Origin of the sequence: Candidatus Accumulibacter similis, from assembly GCA_013347225.1 — a bacterium.
GTDB classification, from domain to species: domain Bacteria; phylum Pseudomonadota; class Gammaproteobacteria; order Burkholderiales; family Rhodocyclaceae; genus Accumulibacter; species Accumulibacter similis.
Window position 1 is genome coordinate 4,572,364 of sequence record CP054595.1, and the last position, 16,910, is coordinate 4,589,273.

A 16,910-nucleotide genomic window follows, 5' to 3' on the forward strand; every position below is an offset into this window, starting at 1 on the left:
AACAGCACGGGAGAAACCGATGGCGATTTCATCACCGGGCCTGGGCTCGAATCTTGATGTAAACAGCATCGTCAGCCAGCTGATGGCGCTCGAGCAGCGACCGCTGACCGCACTGGCAAAGAAGGAAGCGGGCTTCCAGGCCAAGATCTCGGCGCTCGGATCGCTGCAGAGTGCCGTCTCGGCGCTGCAGACGGCGGCCGGCAACCTCGTCCCGGCGACCGGTTCGACGGCGCTGCAGAAGTTCTCGGTCTTCCGGACGGCGATCAGCGATGCGACGATCGCGTCGGCGAGCGCGTCGTCGGGCGCCGTCGCCGGCAGCTACCTGCTGGAGGTGACTCGCCTCGCCAGCCAGCACGTCATCGCCAGCGCGACCGGGACCGCCAGTCCGTTCTCCGGCGCCGGCACGACACTGCCAACCGGCGGCACGCTGACGATATCGCTCGACAGCGCGGGCGGCAGCAGCCCACACAAGAGCACGACGATCGCGATCGCCAACGGAGCCACGCCGGAGAATGTCCGTGATGCCATCAATTCTGCCAGTGCCGGCGTTTCGGCAGTGGTGATCAACGGCACGGCCGGCAAGCAACTGGTGTTGACCAGCGATGCGGCGGGCAGCAACCAGGTCATCACGCTGGCAGGGATTCCTGGCCTCGCCTACGACCCGAACGCGACGCCGGTACCGGCCACCGATCCTTTCGCCCAGACGCAGGCCGCGCAGGGTTCCGCCTTCAAGCTCAACGGCATCGCCGTCGAAGCGAGCAGCAACACCGTGACGACGGCGATCGACGGCGTGACGCTCAACCTGCTCAAGGGCCCCGAACTGCCTGCGACCTCAGTCAGCACGACGCTGACGATCAGCCGCGACACCAGCAGCCTGAACAATGGCGTCAACGCGCTCGTCAAGGCCTTCAACGAGTTCCACACGACCGCCAGCAGCCTCGGCAGCTACGACGCGGCAAGCAAGCGGGCTGGCGCGCTCAACGGCGACGGCACGCTGCGCACGGCGCAGGAGAACGTCCGTGCGGCACTCGGCAATGTGCCGACGGAACTGGCGAACGCCAGCCTGCAACGCCTGACCGAAATCGGCGTCACATTGCAGAAGGACGGCAAGCTGAACGTCGACGCGACGAAGCTGAACAAGGCGATCGGCGACGACCTGACCGGCGTTGCCAACCTCGTCGCTGCCTATGGCAAGGCCTTCCGGACTGCTACCGAAGGACTGACCGGCAGCGGCGGCCTGATCGCCGCGCGCAGCGACGGACTGAGCACTTCGATCAAGGGTCTCGGGCAGCAGTCGGAGATCATCTCGGCCCGCCTGACGCAGATCGAAGCCCGCTACCGCAGGCAGTTCACCGCACTCGACACGCTGATGGCCGGAATGACCAAGACCAGCAGCTTCCTGCAGCAGCAACTCGCCAACCTGCCCACCTACAATCAGGGGTCCTGAATGTTCGCCAATGCCCGCAATGCGATTTCAGCCTACCGCAAGGTCGGCGTGGACGCCGCCATCGAGGTGGCTGATCCGCACCGCCTGATCCTGCTGCTCTTTGCCGGTGCCCAGGCAGCAATCGGCAATGCGCGCGCCGCAATGCAGCAGCAACAGATCGCCGCCAAGGGCGAAGCCATCTCCAGAGCCATCGACATCATAGGCAACGGCCTCAAGCTCAGCCTCGACCTGGAACAGGGGGGCGAGATCGCGCAGCGGCTGGACGCCCTGTACGACTATCTGGTCCTGCGACTGCTGCGCGCCAACCTGGACAATGACCTGCCGGCACTCGAAGAGGTAGCGGGCCTGCTGGAAGAGATCCACGGAGCCTGGCGCGAGATCGCTCCCGGGCGCCTGCAGCAATCGGTCACATGAACCCTGCCCTGGGCGCCCTCGAACGCCTGCGCTCGCTCTCGGAGGCGATGCTGGACGCTGCCCGCAGCAGCGACTGGGAATCGCTGCTGGAGAACGAAGCGCAGCGGCGAACGCTGGTCGAGCAGGTGCCAGCCGACCTCGCCCGCACGCTGGCGGCACCTGCCCGGGACGAAGCCCGCGCGCTCATCGAAACGTGCCAGCGATTGGACGCCGACGTCCGCGCACTGGTCGCCCGCCGGCAGTGCGAGCTGCGCGTCGTGCTGCGCCAATCGGCGACCGGCGCGAGCGGTGACCCGGCGCCGGCCGCCTGGCACAGACCAGACGCCGGGTGAAGAACACGTCGTCGCACCCGTCGTGCCCGTCCGCGCCGAACCATGACTTGCGGTATCGATGATTCGCACTGATTTCGCCAACCGCCTGCAGCCGACAGCCGACCTGGCGCTGCGGCCGACGCCGCCGGCACAGGAGATCACCGACCGCCTCGCCGGGCTGGTCGTCGGCCAGCGACTGCTGGCCGAGATTCAGGCCCTGCTGCCCAACGGCAGTTACCGAGCCGTGATCGACCAGCGCAGCGTGACGCTCGCGTTGCCCTTTGCCGCCCAGACCGGCGACGCGATCGAACTCGAAGTGACGGAGAGCGATGGCCGGCTGACGCTGGCGGTCGTTGCCGGCGGCAAGTCGACCGCCGCCGATGCGGACTCGGCCGCGACCAGCCTGAGTCGCACCGGACAACTGATCGGCAGCCTGCTGCTCGATGGCGCCCGCTCCGGCAGGACCGGGCCGCAGGCTCTGTCGCTCAACGAGAACCAGCCGCTTGCCGCCACCCCCCCGCGGCAGGGCAACGAACTGCTGCCGCTGCTGCAGCAGGCGATCAGCCGCAGCGGAATGTTCTACGAAGCGCACCAGGCGCAATGGGTCGACGGTCGCCAGACGAAGGCGCAGTTGCTCGCCGAGCCACAGGGCAGATTGAGCCCGCTGCAGCCCGCGCCGGCAGCCGCCGCGCCGAGCGCATCCGGCCACGACGATGCCGTGCGCATCGGCACCGGCACCCTGCCGCCGGCGCAGACTCGCGAAGGTGGCAGCAGTGCCGCGACCAACCAGGCCTCGCCGCCGCCTTCACCGGTGGCGCCACAGGCGCAGGCGATCGTGCAGCAGCAACTCGAAGCCTTCGCCACGCAGCTCTATTCGTGGCAGGGCCAGGTCTGGCCCGGACAGGAAATCCGCTGGGAGATCGAGAGCCCGCCCGAACGAACGGCTGCCGCCGCTGCCGACGATGACGCGCGCTGGCAGACCCGCCTGCTGCTGACCCTGCCTCAACTGGGCGAAGTGGAAGCCCGGCTGTCTCTCGTCGGCGAGCAACTCAGCGTTGCAGTCACTGCCGCGAAACCGGCGGCAATCGCCCTCCTGCGCAACGGGTCGGCCGTACTCCGGCAACAACTGGAGCAGGCTGGAGTCGTCCTGAGCGCGGTTTCCTTCGCCGAGCGGACGGTGACCAGCGAGCATGCGCAGCCTGCCGTCTGACCTCGACACAACGGCACCCGCCGCCAGCGAGCCGCCAGTCGCCGCGCTTGATGGGGCGCTGGCGCAGGCCCTCGCGAAGGCACGCCAATGTCACCAGGCGGGCCAGCTGCGTGCGGCCGAGGAGCTCTACCGCGCCATTCTGCAAGCGCAGCCCGGTCATGCTGCTGCCAACCACGGTCTCGGCGTCCTAGAGGTCGAGCGTGCGCAACCATCCGCCGGGTTGCCGCACTTCATCGCCGCGCTGGAAGCAGACCCGCAGTCGCCGCATCACTGGCTGGGTTACATCGATGCACTGCTGCGCAGCGGTCAAGCCGCCGTGGCGCGCGAAGTGCTTGCCCTCGGTGAGCGGCATGGACTTGATGGCACCGAGGTCGAGCGGCTCAGGCGTGCGCTGGCGCCGGCGTCGACCGCGGGCGGCAAGGGGAACAAGGCGCTGCACGGACGCAGCGAACGGCCGGCCGCTCGCGCTGCCGCTCAACCGGCAGCACGAGCGGACACCACAGACCGGTCGAGCGCGACCGAGATCGATGCGGCAATCGCTCTCTACCAGCGCGGCGAGTACGCGGCCGGCGAAGTTGCCGCACGCCGTCTGACGGAACGTCATCCGCAGGATGGCCGCGCCTGGAAGATCCTCGGCGCCCTGCTCAAGGCGCAGGGCCGCGATGGTGCGGCATTGCGCGCGATGCGGCACGCCGTGGAACTGCTGCCGGACGACGAGCAGGCCCTCAGCAATCTCGGCCTCGTCCTCGCCGCTCTCGGTCAGCTGGCTGAAGCTGAAGGCTGCCATCGCCGCGCGCTGGCCATCCGGGACGATTTCGCCGAGGCACACTACAACCTCGGCAATACCCTCCTGGCACAGCGGCGGCACGAGGATGCCGCCACCAGCTACCGACGGGCAACGGACTTGCGACCCGACTTCGCGCTCGCGCACTGCAATCTGGGCAATGCGTTGATGGAACTCGACCGCCTGCCGGAGGCCGAGGCTGCGTACCAGCGTGCACTGGCGCTGCAGGCGAGTCTTGCCGACGCGCACAACAACCTCGGTCGCAGCCTCAAGGCGCAGGGCCGTCTGCCGGAGGCGGAAACCAGCTACCGGCGCGCGCTGGCACTGCGGCCGGACTATCCCGAGGCGTCCAGCAACCTCGGCGAAGTGCTGACCGCCCTAGGCCGGCTGGCAGAGGGTGAAGCCGCGCTGCGGCAGGCTCTGTTGCACAAGCCGGATCTAGCCGCCGCCCACTATAACCTGGGCAACAACCTCGACGAGCAGAAGCGCACGGCGGAAGCGGAAAGCGCCTGGCAATCGGCGATCGACAGCCAGCCGGATTTCGCCGAGGCGATGGTCGTCCTCGCGGCGTCGCTGCGCGCACGGAATCGGCTCGACGAGGCCGAAGCCGGCCTGCGGCGGGCCATCGCCTGCCGCCCGGACTTCGCCATCGCGCACTACAACCTGGGCAACGTGCTCAATCAGGCCGATCGACTCGACGAAGCCGAAGCGAGCTATCGCGCGGCAATCGCCCACGCAGCAGATCTCGAGAATGCGCATCTCAACCTGGGCGTCGTCCTGACCGCACTCGGACGCTACCCTGAAGCCGATGCAGCGCTGCGGCAAGCCATTCGGCTGAAGCCCGATTACCTCCTGGCACACAGCAACCTGCTCTACACTCTCAGTCACCATCAGGCCATCGACGCCGCAACACTGTTCGCCGAGCACCGGCGCTTCGGCGCGATGATCGAGGCACCCCTGCGCGACACCCGCCGGCCGCATGACAACCGGCGGGATCCCGAACGCCGCCTGCACATCGGTCTGGTCTCCGCCGATTTCCGCAACCACGCCGTCGCCAGCTTCATCGAGCCGGTGCTGGTGGAGCTATCCGGCCACCGGAGCCTGGTGCTGCATGCCTACTACAATCATGCGCAGGAAGACCACGTCACGCAGCGGCTGCGGCAGTGCTTCGCGCACTGGCGACAGGTGACCGAGCTGAGCGACGCCGAACTGGCGGAGCGGATTCGTGCCGACGGCATCGACATCCTGATCGACCTCAGCGGGCACACCGCGCACAATCGCCTGCCCACCTTCGCCCACAAGCCAGCACCGATTCAGGCGAGCTGGATCGGCTACCCCGGGACCACCGGCCTGCAGTCGATCGACTATTTCCTCGCCGACCGCTTCTTTCTGCCGGCCGGCGCGTTCGACGACCAGTTCACCGAGCGAATCATCCGCCTGCCGGCCAGCGCGCCCTTTCTCCCCTTCGCCGGCGCACCGGACATCGCGCCGCCGCCCGCGCTGGCCCGCGGCCACCTCACCTTCGGCAGCTTCAATCGGCCCACCAAGATCAGCCCGCAGGTCGTCGCCCTATGGAGCCGGCTGCTGCTCGCCGTTCCCGAGGCCAAGATGCTGCTCGGCGCGATGCGGCCGGACAGGAACGCCGAGCGTCTGGCAGACGAGTTTGCCGGGAATGGTGTCGCGCGCGAACGACTGATCTTTCAGCCACGTTGTGACATGCCTGGCTATCTCGCGCTGCATCAGCAGGTGGACATCTGTCTCGACACCTTCCCCTACACCGGCGGCACCACCACCCTGCACGCCTGCTGGATGGGCGTTCCGACGCTGACTCTCGCCGGCACGACGGTTCCCGGACGAGCGGCAGCCTCGACTCTCGGACATGTCGGGCTGACTGCCTTCATCGCCGGCGACGCGGGTGAATTCGTCGCCCGCGGTCGCCACTTGGCTGCCAACCTCGACCAACTGGCGGATCTCCGTGCCGGACTGCGCGAACGCCTGCAGCAATCGGCGCTCGGTCGCCCCGGGCTGGTTGCAGCGGGCCTCGAACGGGCCTTGCGGATCATCTGGCAACGCTGGTGCCAGGGGCTCGCGCCGTGCTCCTTCGAGATCGACGCACAGGACCCATCGCTTCGAGCTGCGCCATGAGACACGGCACCAGGGCCGTGCAACGGAGAAGCGCCGCGTGCGACTGGCGATAATGCAGCCCTACTTCATGCCCTACATCGGTTACTGGCAACTCATCGCCGCAGTCGACAGGATGATCGTGCTCGATGATGTCGCCTTCATCCGGCGTGGCTGGATCAACCGCAACCGCATTCTCGTCGCCGGCGCGCCACATCGGTTCAGCCTTCCCGTGCGGCAGGCTTCGCAGAACCGCCCGATCAACGAGATCGAGCTGGCCAGCGACCCGAGCTGGTGGCAGCGCTTTCGCTCGACTCTCGCACAAAGCTATCGCCGTGCCCCGTTCTACGAGGAAACGCAGGCCTTCCTCGAACCGATCGTCAGCAACGGTCGCGGCCCGTTGCTGCCCTTCCTGCTGCGGAGCATCAGCACAGTTGCCACCCATCTCGAGATTGACACACCGGTGCTGACGTCGTCGGCGATCGACCCCGAGCGTCGCAGCCGCGGCCAGGAGCGCATCCTTGCCCTGTGCGCAAACGCCGGTGCGGCGGAGTACCTCAACCTGCCGGGCGGCCGCGCGCTGTACGATCCCGTGCTGTTTCGACAGAGCGGGACGGAACTGCGTTTCCTCGTTCCCCGCGAACGACCCTATCCGCAGATCGGCGGCGGCTGGAGCCCCTGGCTGTCGATCATCGACCTGCTGATGCATCTCGGGCGGCAGGCGACGCGTGCCGAACTGGCGCGTTGCGACATCGAGACGCCGCTCGCGGACCAACGATCATGAACACCCGTGCCGCCTCACCGAAAACGCTGATCTTCCCGGCCGTCAATCGACTGGCGACCGACTACTGGCGAGCAGCTCGGCTGGTTGGCGAACCGTTGGTCCTCGCCGCCTCGGTCGCCGGCGATGCGACCCGGTTCGATGGCCAGACGGTGCTGCGTCTGCCGATGATTCATGAAGCCGGCTTCGACAGCGGCTTCCGCACCCTGATCGAGAAGCACTCGATCAGCCGCATCTTCTGTCCGGTGGCCAGTGTTTACAGTCATCTGCTGACCTGGATTCCCGAGCATGGCCCGGGCGTCGAACTGCTCGGGGATTCACCCATTCGCCGGCAGGTCGACCAGCACCGCGAACTGATGGCGCAAGCCCGCTGCCTGCGATCCTGGATGTCGACCTGCGCCGCCGGTGCCGAGGTCCTGCCCGAGATCGAAGTCGCCGGCCTGCTGCGGCAGGCGGGGCTGGTCCATGGTGAATCGAGCGACGAGAAGCTGGCAGCCATGATCGCCATCGCCGCCAGTGCTCCAGCCGGCGACCTGGTCGAGATCGGCGCACTGATGGGGCGGACAGCTCTGGTTCTGCTGTACCTCGCGCGGCGCTACCAGATTGGTCCGCTGCTGACCGTCGATCCCTGGCAGGCAGCGCACGCCATCCATCATGACTCGCCGGCGAACATTGGCCGGCTGGTCGACGAGTGGGACTACGAGGTTCTTGCCGAAGCCTTCTTCGTCAACCTGGCGCCTTGGTCGGGCGACGATCATGCGCATCTGCGCCTGCCGTCCGACCAGGCATTCGCCATCTACGCGGACGGGTTGCCGATCGCGACGCGCGTATCGGTCGCCGTGCCCTTTTCGCGCCGTATCGCGATTCTGCACGTCGACGGCAACCATGATCACGCCGCCGTCAAAGAGGACTGCAAACTCTGGCTCAGCCGCCTGCTGCCGGGCGGCTGGCTGATCCTCGACGACTACCAGTGGGCGCATGGAGACGGTCCGCGGCGTGTCGGTGACGAACTGCTCGAGACCTGCCGCCAGCGGATCGAGCGCGCGTTCGTCTGCGGCAAGGCGATGTTCATCAGGCTGGGTGCCGAATCCAGCCAGGGAGGAATGGTCTGATGAGGCTTGGCGAAGCTGAAGTGTATGTCTGCCCCGCCTGCAAGCAACGGATGCAAGTGCGAATCGTGCAACAGCGGGGCGAGGAAGTGCTCGAAGGGCTGCTGGCATGTCCCTGCGGCGCCGAGTTCCCGATCGCCGACGGAATTCCCGATCTCGTCTTTCCGCGTCAGCTCGCCGCCAGCGATCTCGAGGCGAAGCTCTGGTACGACGCCAATGCCGACGTCTACGACGAGAATCTGCACCTGACCTTCGACACCTTTCGCGAAGACGAGCAGCGTGTGCGAAGCCGACTGGTCGACCGACTGGAACTGCTGCCAACGCAGCGGGTCCTCGAACTCGGTGCCGGATCGGGCCGCGACTCGGTCCTGATCGCCGACCGCCTCGGGGCAGAGGGCCGTCTCTACCTGCAGGATCTGTCGCTCGCCATCCTCCGCCACAGCTTTCCGAAGATGGCGACAAAGCAGGTGCCGACCGAGTTCCACGTCGGCAACGCCTGCCATCTACCGTTTGCCGATGGCGTTTTCGACGCGGTCTTCCATTTCGGTGGTCTGAACACCTTCTCGGACATCGGCGCCTTCTTCAGCGAGGTCAACCGCGTGACCAAGGTCGGCGGCAAGGTCGTTGCTGGCGACGAGAGCATGCCCGTCTGGCTGCGCAACAGTGAGTTCGGCCGCGTGCTGATGAACTCGAATCCCCTCTACCGCTACGAACTGCCGCTGCAACACCTGCCCGTCTCGTGCCGGGAAGTGAAGCTCGAGTGGATCATCGGCGGCGTCTTCTACGTCATCGAGTATCGCGTCGGCGAGGGCGAGCCCTTCGCCGACCTCGATTTCGAGATTCCGGGTATCCGTGGCGGCACCCATCGCACGCGCTACCATGGCCTGCTGGAAGGCGTCACCGAGGAAGCGAAGTCGATGGCGCAGGCCGCCTGCGCGCGCAGTGGCAAGAGCCTGCACCGCTGGCTGGACGAGGCAGTCCGGCGGGCGGCAGCGCGTGACCTGGAAGGAAGATGAGTGGTGAAGGCGATCAACGCCCGACCGGAAATCGACGAGGACTGCCGCGCGCGCTACGAAGCGTACGAGCGCGAACACTGGCGGGAACTGGAGCAATGCGTCAGCCTCGCCAACCTGAGTCTGCAGGAGGTCATGCTGCACGCACCCGCGTTCATCCGCCGGCGGGAAATGGCGCGCCTGCTCGCCCACTATGAACTGTTCAGGCTGATCGCCGAGATGCCTGGATCGATCGCCGAACTCGGGGTGTACCTCGGCGCCGGCTTCTTCACCTGGAGCAAGCTCCTCGAGACCTTCAACCCGGGTGATCGCGGGCGCAAGGTCTATGGCTTCGAGAGCTGTGCCGGCTACGAGTCGTTCGCACCGCAGGATGGTGCCTGCCGACCGTGGGTCGACCGCCTGATCGGCAGCATGCAACCAGGCGAGGAATACCTGCAGCGGATGGTCACCCTGCACAACAACGACAACTTCCTGCGCGGAGTCGAGCGCTGCAAGCTGATCAAGGGCGACATCTGCGCCACCGTCGAGGAGTTCGCCCGCAATGCGCTCGGCACGCGCCTGAGCCTCCTCTACTTCGATGTCAATCTCTTCGCGCCGACACTCGCCGGCCTGCGCCACCTCTATCCGCTGGTCCTCAGCGGTGGCGTCGTCGCCTTCAATGCCTATGGTTCGCCGCCCTGGGAGGGTGAAGGCCAGGCAATCGAAGGTTACTTCGCCGAGATCGGCCAGCCCGTGCCGAGAATGCAGAAGTTTGCCTTCTCGATCTATCCCAACGCCTACTTCGTCAAACCCTAGCGGGAGGTGTCGCAAGATGTTGCACTGGCGCAAGCTGGGAATGCTGTTTCGACCTGCCGGCCGGCTGCCCTGGATGCACGAGTTCGCGCAGGTGCCGACCACCCTGCTGCTGCCCGACCGCCTGCGCGTCTATTTCAGTTGCCGACCGCAGCGGGCAGCCGACGGCTCGTGCCTGAGCTACAGCGGCTTTGTGGATCTCGACCGCAGCGACCCGATGACCGTGCTGGAGGTTTCGCCGGAACCGGTACTCGAGCTGGGCGAAGCCGGCTGTTTCGACCAGTTCGGCGTCATGGCGGGAACCGTCCTTGCGGTTGGCGACGAGTTCTGGCTCTACTACTGCGGCTGGTCACGCCGGGTCGCCGTTCCCTATGACTGGGCCATCGGGCTGGCCGTCAGTCGCGATGGCGGCCGCAGCTTCAGCCGCCGTGGCCGCGGGCCGATCGTCGGCCCATCGCTGGATGAGCCGTACCTGCAGGCCTGCCCGATCGTCCGCCGCCTTGGCGAGGAAGACTGGCACATGTGGTATCTCTCCGGGACCACGTGGCTGCAGGTGGCGGGGCACCCGGAGTCGGTGTATGTGATCATGCACGCCAGTTCATCGGACGGCGTCCATTGGGCTCGCGACGCGCAACCCGTCATCCCGGCACGCGTCGACTTCGAGTGCCAGACCAGCGCCTCGACCTTTGCCTGGCAAGGCCGCCAGCGGATGCTGTTCTCCTACCGGCATGGCGTGGATTTCCGCAACTCCGAGCGCGGCTACCGCATCGGTCATGCCGTGTCGGACGACCTGCTGCGCTGGCAGCGCGACGATGACGCAGCCGGAATCGCCCCCTCGGCTGCCGACTGGGACTCGCAGATGATCTGCTATCCACACGTCTTCGACCTCAACGGCCGGACGCTGATGCTCTACTGCGGCAACGAATTCGGCCGCGAGGGGTTCGGCTGGGCGGAACTTCTCGCCTGAGCCTGCACCAGGAGGGAAAAACGATGAAGAAACTGCTGCTCTTTGGTGCCGGGAAGATTGCCGACGTGCTGTCGGATTACTTCAACCGCGACAGCGACTACGAGATCGTCGCCTATACCTGCGACCCGGCCTTTGCCTGCGGCGAATCGTACCGCAACCTGCCACTGCTCCCCTTCGACGAAGCGACGCGTCTGTTTCCTCCTGCACACCACGAGCTGCACATCGCCGTCGGCTACCATGAACTCAATCGTGTGCGGGAAAGACTGTTTCTCGCGGCCAGAGGCAGGGGCTATCGCCTCGCCAGCTACGTCAGTTCGCGTTCGTGGCCGGGACCCGACGCGGTCGTCGGCGAGAACTGTTTCGTCGCCGACGGTGTATCGCTCGAGGCAGGTGCGCGAATCGGCGACAACGTCGCGCTCTGGAGCAACGTCGTCGTCGGCCACCACGCGCAAGTCGGCAACCACTGCTGGATCGCTGCCGGAACGGCGATCGGCGGCAGCACGGTCATCGGCGATCGCTGCTTCGTGGCACTGAACGCGACCATCGGCAACGAAGTGGTCGTCGGCGCCGACAGCATTCTCGGTGCACGCACGCTGCTGACGAAATCGGTTGCCGACAAGAGCGTCCTGGTCGAAAAGGATACCGAACTGTTCCGCCTCGACAGCGAGCGCTTCCTGCGCATGTCGAGACTGCGCTGACCCCCGCCGGTGCGCTACCGCTACAACCTCGGCCTGGCCTTCGAGGGCGTCGCCGAGAGCTACCCCGAGAGACCGGCGCTGATTCTCGCCGAAGGGCGCTCGGTTTCCTTCGCGGATCTCGACCGGTTGACGAACCAGCTCGCGCACTGGATCAGCTCGCTCGGACTCGGCCGCCGCGATGTCCTGGCGCTGTTCAACGCGAAGACGGTCGAGGGACACGCCCTGATGCTCGCCGCTCTCAAGATTGGCGCGGCCTACGTCAACCTCGACGACCAGAATCCACCACAGCGCCTGGCGATGATTCTCGCCACCTGCCAGCCGCGACTGGCGGTCAGCGATCACCCGCTGCCCGAGGCGATTCTTCACTGCTGCCAGTCGGCAGGCGTACCGCTGCTGCTGCTCCCGGAGCCCGCCGTCGTCGATCGGCTATCCGCTGCGCGCTTGGCGGCAACCGGCCTCGTCACCGGCAGCGACCCGGCGTACCTGATGTTCACCTCCGGCTCCACGGGAGCACCCAAGGGCGTTGCCATCGCCCACGCCAGCGTCCTCAACTTCGTCCACTGGGCGCGCGCGGAATTCGGCATCGGCGCCGGCGACCGGCTGAGCGGGGCGAATCCGCTGCACTTCGACAATTCCGTCTTCGACTTCTACGCATCGCTGTTCGCGGGTGCGGCGCTGGCGCCGCTCGGACGTGAGATCGTCGGCTCGCCGGCCGACCTCGTGCGGCACGTCGGCGAACGCGGCTGCACGCTGTGGTTCTCGGTGCCGTCGCTGCTGATCTATCTGATGACCATGCGCCAACTTGGGGCCGACACCTGGCCGGCGATGCGCTGCCTCGTCTTTGGCGGCGAGGGTTACCCGAAAGCCGAGCTGAAGAGACTGTTCGACCTCTTCCACCCGCGAGCGCGTCTGGTCAATGTCTACGGGCCGACCGAATGCACCTGCATCTGCTCTGCGTACACGCTGTCGGAGGGCGACTTCGCGCAGCTGCATGGTCTGCCCCCGCTCGGCAGACTGGCGCCCAACTTTTCGGCGCTGGTCCTCGACGAGGAGCAGCGGCTGGTGCCGGATGGCGAAGTCGGCGAACTGTGTCTGCTCGGCCCGCAGCTGGCGTTGGGCTATTACCACAATGCCGAGCACAGCCGGAAGCGTTTCGCCGGCAATCCGCACAATAGCGGCTTCGAGGAACGCTTCTACCGGACCGGCGATCTGGTGCGACAGGACGAGGACGGCGTCTTCTGGTTCGTCGGGCGCAGCGACAACCAGATCAAGCACCTCGGCTATCGCATCGAGCTCGAGGAGATCGAGGCCGCCCTCGAGTCGCTGCCGCAGATCCGCCAGGCGGTCTGCGTCTATCACCGGCTGCGGCAGCAGCACGGGCGAATCGCTGCTTTCGTCAGTTCCCAGTCACCGGTCGACGAGGCGACCATGCGGCAGGCGCTGCGCGACCGCCTGCCAGCCTACATGATCCCGGCGCAGATCGAGGTCCTGGCCGAGCTGCCGAAGAACGCCAACGGCAAGCTCGACCGCAAGCAACTGCAGCAGCGCCTGACCGGAGACTGAGGCGCAGCGGGCTTCAGAGTTTCAGGCCACCGTCGAGTTCGATCACCGTTCCCGTCAGGTAGTCGTTGGCGACGGCGAAGAGCACGGTCTGCGCCACTTGATCGGCTGTTCCGAGCCGGCGCAACGGGATCCTGCCAACCCATTCGCGCAGGCGTTCCTCGCTCATCGCGGCATGCGTCGAGGAGGTGTCGATGAAACCCGGCGCAATCGCCAGGGAGCGAATCCCCAGGCCGCCAAGCTCCTTTGCCCACGACAGGGCGAGCGCGTTGACGCCCGCCTTGGCAGCGGCGTACGCACTCTGGCCAGCGTTGCCGCGGGCGGCGACCGAACTGATGTTGATGATCACACCGCGCGTGCGCTGGCGCAGCATCTTTTCGGCGACGCAGGAACCCATCACCAGCGTCGTCGTCAGGTTCATGCGCAGGGCCTTCTCCCACAGGCCGATGTCGTGACGCCCGGCGGCGCGATCGAGCAGGTTGTACAGTGGCGCACTGCAGATCCAGCCGGCTGCGTTGACCAGGATGTCGATCCGTCCGTGCTGGCCGTTGACGGTGTCGACGATCCGCGCCGCCTGCTCGGGGTCGGCAGCGTCACCGGCGAGGACGTCGATGCGCTCGTCCACCAGCGTCTCGAGCCGTTCGCGATCGAGGTCGATTGCCGCCACCCGGCAGCCGGCCCCGGCCAGGGCAATGGCAATGCCGCGGCCGATGTTCTGCGCCGCCCCGGTGACGATCGCCACCGCTCCCTCAAGCCGCATCGTCGACCAGGCCCCGCTTGGCGAGTTGCCCGATGATGCTGGCAACCGAAGTCATGTCGGCGATCTCGTCGGCATCGAGAACCACCCGATAGCGCTCCTCGATGCCGATGATCAGCTCCATGTGCGCCAGCGAATCCCAGGCCGGCGTGTTCTTCATCGACGTGCCCGGTTCGATGGAGACCGGCGGCAGCTTGAGCGCTGCCGCAATCAGCGCGAGGAGTTCAGTCATGCGTGTCCCTGGGAACGTTGTTCACTACGGCGAGGAAATGATGTCGATGATGCGGTCGACCGTCGGCGGGTCGAGATCGGGATAGATCGGCAGGCACAGGATCTGCCGCGCGATGCTCGTCGCAACCGGCAGGTTGGCCGGCGCCGCCGAGGCGATTCCGCGGTACATGGGCAGATCGCTGATCAAGGGGAAGAAGTAACGACGCACATGGATCTGCCACTGCCGCAGCCGGTCGTAGAGCTGGTCACGCGACAGCGGGTAGTCGGGACCGACCAGCACCGGGAAGTAGCCGCCGTTGCGCCTCACCCCATCGATGGCCGGCAGGCACTCCATGCCGGAAACCTCGGCCAGCGCCTGCCGATAGCGCCGGTCGATGGCCATTCGCGCGGCGATCGCCTGATCCACGTGCTCGAGTTGCAGCAATCCGAGTGCCGCCTGGAACTCGTTCATCTTGCCATTGATTCCCGGCGCGACGACTGTGACTTCGTCGGCAAAGCCGAAGTTCTTCAGGTAGTCGATTCGCTGCTTGAGCTTCAGATCGTGGCAGACGATGGCGCCGCCTTCGAACGTGTTGAACACCTTGGTGGCGTGGAAACTCAGCATCGCCAGATCGCCCTGCGCCAGGAGAGAGCGCCCGTCGACGGTGACGCCGAAAGCGTGCGCCGCATCGTAGATCAGCTTCAGCCCATAGGTATCGGCGATCTCCTGCAGGCGCCCGCCGGCGCAGGGCTGCCCATAACAATGCACCGGCAGGATGGCGGTCGTTCTCGGCGTGATCGCCGCCTCGACGAGTTCCTCGTCCAGGTTGCAGGTATCGCGCCGGATATCGACGAACACCGGCTTGATGCCGTTCCACAGCAGCGCATGCGTGGTGGCGGCAAAGGTGTACGGAGTGGTGATCACTTCACCGGTGATGCGCAGCGCCTGCAACGCCGTCATCAGCGCCAGCGTGCCATTGGCAAACAGCGAGACATGCCCGACGCCGAGATGGTCCCGGAGCTTCTCCTCGAACTGCTGATGAAACGGCCCGCCGTTGGTCAGTTGACGGCTTTCCCAGATCTCGGACAGATAGGGCAGGAACTCCTCCAGCGGGGGCAGATACGGCCGGGTGAGGAAGGTCCGGTTGTCTTCCATTGGGATCCAGGGGTGGTGGGCGGCAGGTCGTGGCCAACATTATGCCCCAGTCGCTGCGCTGCGGCACTGCCATTCCGCGCCGTGCGGCCGCGCCGCGGGAAGCCGATGGCCTGTCGGCAACCAGCACTCCAGGTCGCTGCCTGCGTCACCAGGCAAGGAAGCGCAAGCTTGCGCTGCTGACGGCCGACGGCTAAGATCATGCGCTCCTGCCGACGCCGCCGACGGCCCTCGCCCGGATCGGCGCGGCCTGCCGCAAGGCACAGGACCAAAGCGAGCACGCATGCCCCTGCCAGCCGATGATCCGCGCAAGACCGCCGTCGCTCTCGCCTACCACCAGGCCGATGCGGCACCGCGACTGCTCGCCAAGGGGCGTGGCCTGGTCGCCGAGCAGATCATCGCCCGCGCCCATGAGCACGGCGTCTATGTGCATGAATCGGCGGAACTGGTGTCGCTGCTGATGCAGGTCGATCTCGACCAGCATATCCCGCCAAACCTCTACGTCGCAGTCGCCGAGTTGCTGGCTTGGCTCTATCAGCTCGAGAGTGGCCAGGCCGTGTCGCCCGCACCTTTGTTCAGCGCCTTGCCGGCAGCAGGCGGTGGCCCACCCTGATCGGCGGCACGGACGCGAACGCTCTCTGCACGCGCAGGCGAGGGCGCGATGGCGCCTGATCCGGCTCGGCAGCCCTTTCTGCGTTAAACTGCCGGCTGCAGATGATCCCAGGAATGGCCATGGAAGAAACCGATTCCCGGATGCTGACCGATGAGCGGCCCGTTCGCCTCGAGATCGAGCGGCCAGAGGAGCACGCCCGCTTTCTCCTGCAGTCGAAGGTCGAGGTCCTGGCCATCCTGCGCAGTCTGGTGCAACGTCGGGCGCTGGTCAGTGCCTACTTCGAGCAGGGCCGCTCGTTCTTCCTGACATCGGTCGTCGAGGTCGATGCGGGTGCCGGCCGGATCGTCATCGACAACGGTCGCGACGAAGCGATCAACCAGGCGGCGCTGCTCGCCGAGCAACTGCATCTCGTCAGCACGCTGGACAAGGTGAAGATCCAGTTCCGCCTTGGACGACTGTCGGAGACGCGCAGCGGTGGTCTGCCGGCGTTCACGGCGGCGCTGCCCGACCAGTTGCTGCGACTGCAGCGACGCGAGTATTTCCGCCTGACGACGCCGGTGACCCGGCCCGTGCGCCTGGTCGCGACGCTCAGGCGCACCGACGGCAGTGCCCTGCCGGTGGACACCTCGATCCTCGACATCAGCGGCGGCGGTGTCGGCCTGATGGCGGCACCCGGCCTCGCCGCGCTGCTGCCGCGCGGCCAGCGTCTCAACGACGGCAGGATCAGCCTGCCCGACGAAGGTCTGCTGACCGCCAACCTGCTGGTCTGCAACAAGGGGGAGGAAGCAACCCGCGGCGGCGCCCGCTATTTCCGCGTCGGCTGCGAATTCCTCGGCCTCACGGGGGCGCGGATGAACATGCTGCAGCGTTACATCACGCGCATCGAGCGCGAGCGCAAGGCCAGACTCAGCGGCATGGCCTGAAGAAGAAGGCGGTGGGTGAGAGGCCGGGCGCAGCGCCCGGCCTCTCA

The 16,910-nt window shown here is 66.6% G+C and carries 17 protein-coding genes; 14 read left to right on the top strand and 3 right to left on the bottom strand.

Annotated features, from left to right (window positions below; translation table 11 throughout):
- Positions 1-19 precede the first annotated feature (19 nt).
- Genes fliD through HT579_20225 form a run of 12 tightly spaced genes read left to right on the top strand, consistent with a single transcriptional unit; the run spans position 20 to position 13,210 of the window.
- Positions 20-1,447 (top strand): flagellar filament capping protein FliD, encoded by a 1,428-nt coding sequence (gene fliD / locus HT579_20170; GenBank protein QKS31030.1) that lies wholly within the window; start codon positions 20-22, stop codon positions 1,445-1,447.
- The gene (gene fliS, locus HT579_20175) at positions 1,448-1,861 is read left to right on the top strand and encodes a flagellar export chaperone FliS (protein ID QKS31031.1); all 414 of its coding nucleotides are present in this window, start codon (positions 1,448-1,450) and stop codon (positions 1,859-1,861) included. It begins immediately after the preceding gene.
- Complete coding sequence (locus HT579_20180; GenBank protein QKS31032.1) at positions 1,858-2,193, top strand: flagellar protein FliT; 336 nt, start codon at positions 1,858-1,860, stop codon at positions 2,191-2,193. The genes fliS and HT579_20180 overlap by 4 nt, the downstream gene beginning before the upstream one ends.
- A 58-nt stretch (positions 2,194-2,251) precedes the next feature.
- Entirely contained in the window at positions 2,252-3,382 is a 1,131-nt protein-coding gene (locus tag HT579_20185) for a flagellar hook-length control protein FliK (protein ID QKS31033.1), read from the top strand.
- Positions 3,363-6,311: a tetratricopeptide repeat protein gene (locus HT579_20190; protein QKS31034.1), complete on the top strand. Its 2,949-nt coding sequence runs from the start codon at positions 3,363-3,365 to the stop codon at positions 6,309-6,311. Before HT579_20185 ends, HT579_20190 begins: the two co-directional genes overlap by 20 nt.
- A gap of 37 nt (positions 6,312-6,348) precedes the next feature.
- Complete coding sequence (locus HT579_20195; GenBank protein QKS31035.1) at positions 6,349-7,071, top strand: WbqC family protein; 723 nt, start codon at positions 6,349-6,351, stop codon at positions 7,069-7,071.
- Positions 7,068-8,180 (top strand): class I SAM-dependent methyltransferase, encoded by a 1,113-nt coding sequence (locus HT579_20200; protein QKS31036.1) that lies wholly within the window; start codon positions 7,068-7,070, stop codon positions 8,178-8,180. Before HT579_20195 ends, HT579_20200 begins: the two co-directional genes overlap by 4 nt.
- Positions 8,180-9,193 (top strand): methyltransferase domain-containing protein, encoded by a 1,014-nt coding sequence (locus tag HT579_20205; protein QKS31037.1) that lies wholly within the window; start codon positions 8,180-8,182, stop codon positions 9,191-9,193. The genes HT579_20200 and HT579_20205 overlap by 1 nt, the downstream gene beginning before the upstream one ends.
- A 3-nt stretch (positions 9,194-9,196) precedes the next feature.
- Complete coding sequence (locus HT579_20210; GenBank protein ID QKS31038.1) at positions 9,197-9,985, top strand: hypothetical protein; 789 nt, start codon at positions 9,197-9,199, stop codon at positions 9,983-9,985.
- A 16-nt stretch (positions 9,986-10,001) separates the two neighbouring features.
- On the top strand, positions 10,002-10,949 hold the full coding sequence (locus HT579_20215) for a hypothetical protein (protein QKS31039.1): 948 nt from the start codon (positions 10,002-10,004) through the stop codon (positions 10,947-10,949).
- Between the two features lie 23 nt (positions 10,950-10,972).
- Positions 10,973-11,647: an acetyltransferase gene (locus tag HT579_20220; GenBank protein QKS31040.1), complete on the top strand. Its 675-nt coding sequence runs from the start codon at positions 10,973-10,975 to the stop codon at positions 11,645-11,647.
- 9 nt (positions 11,648-11,656) lie between these two features.
- The gene (locus tag HT579_20225) at positions 11,657-13,210 is read left to right on the top strand and encodes an amino acid adenylation domain-containing protein (protein QKS31041.1); all 1,554 of its coding nucleotides are present in this window, start codon (positions 11,657-11,659) and stop codon (positions 13,208-13,210) included.
- Between the two features lie 13 nt (positions 13,211-13,223).
- Here the strand turns inward: HT579_20225 and HT579_20230 are convergent, their stop codons facing one another.
- Genes HT579_20230 through HT579_20240 form a run of 3 tightly spaced genes read right to left on the bottom strand, consistent with a single transcriptional unit; the run spans position 13,224 to position 15,330 of the window.
- The gene (locus HT579_20230) at positions 13,224-13,967 is read right to left on the bottom strand and encodes an SDR family oxidoreductase (protein ID QKS31042.1); all 744 of its coding nucleotides are present in this window, start codon (positions 13,965-13,967) and stop codon (positions 13,224-13,226) included.
- Positions 13,957-14,196 carry an acyl carrier protein gene (locus HT579_20235; protein QKS31043.1) on the bottom strand — a complete coding sequence of 80 codons (240 nt, stop codon included), beginning with the start codon at positions 14,194-14,196 and terminating at the stop codon, positions 13,957-13,959. The genes HT579_20230 and HT579_20235 overlap by 11 nt, the downstream gene beginning before the upstream one ends.
- Before the next feature lie 24 nt (positions 14,197-14,220).
- The gene (locus tag HT579_20240) at positions 14,221-15,330 is read right to left on the bottom strand and encodes a DegT/DnrJ/EryC1/StrS family aminotransferase (GenBank protein QKS31044.1); all 1,110 of its coding nucleotides are present in this window, start codon (positions 15,328-15,330) and stop codon (positions 14,221-14,223) included.
- Positions 15,331-15,610: 280 nt separating this feature from the next.
- Here HT579_20240 and HT579_20245 point away from each other — a divergent pair, with 280 nt between their 5' ends.
- The gene (locus tag HT579_20245; protein ID QKS31045.1) at positions 15,611-15,940 is read left to right on the top strand and encodes an EscU/YscU/HrcU family type III secretion system export apparatus switch protein; all 330 of its coding nucleotides are present in this window, start codon (positions 15,611-15,613) and stop codon (positions 15,938-15,940) included.
- Positions 15,941-16,059: 119 nt separating this feature from the next.
- The gene (locus HT579_20250; GenBank protein ID QKS31046.1) at positions 16,060-16,863 is read left to right on the top strand and encodes a flagellar brake protein; all 804 of its coding nucleotides are present in this window, start codon (positions 16,060-16,062) and stop codon (positions 16,861-16,863) included.
- The last annotated feature ends 47 nt before the right edge of the window (positions 16,864-16,910 follow it).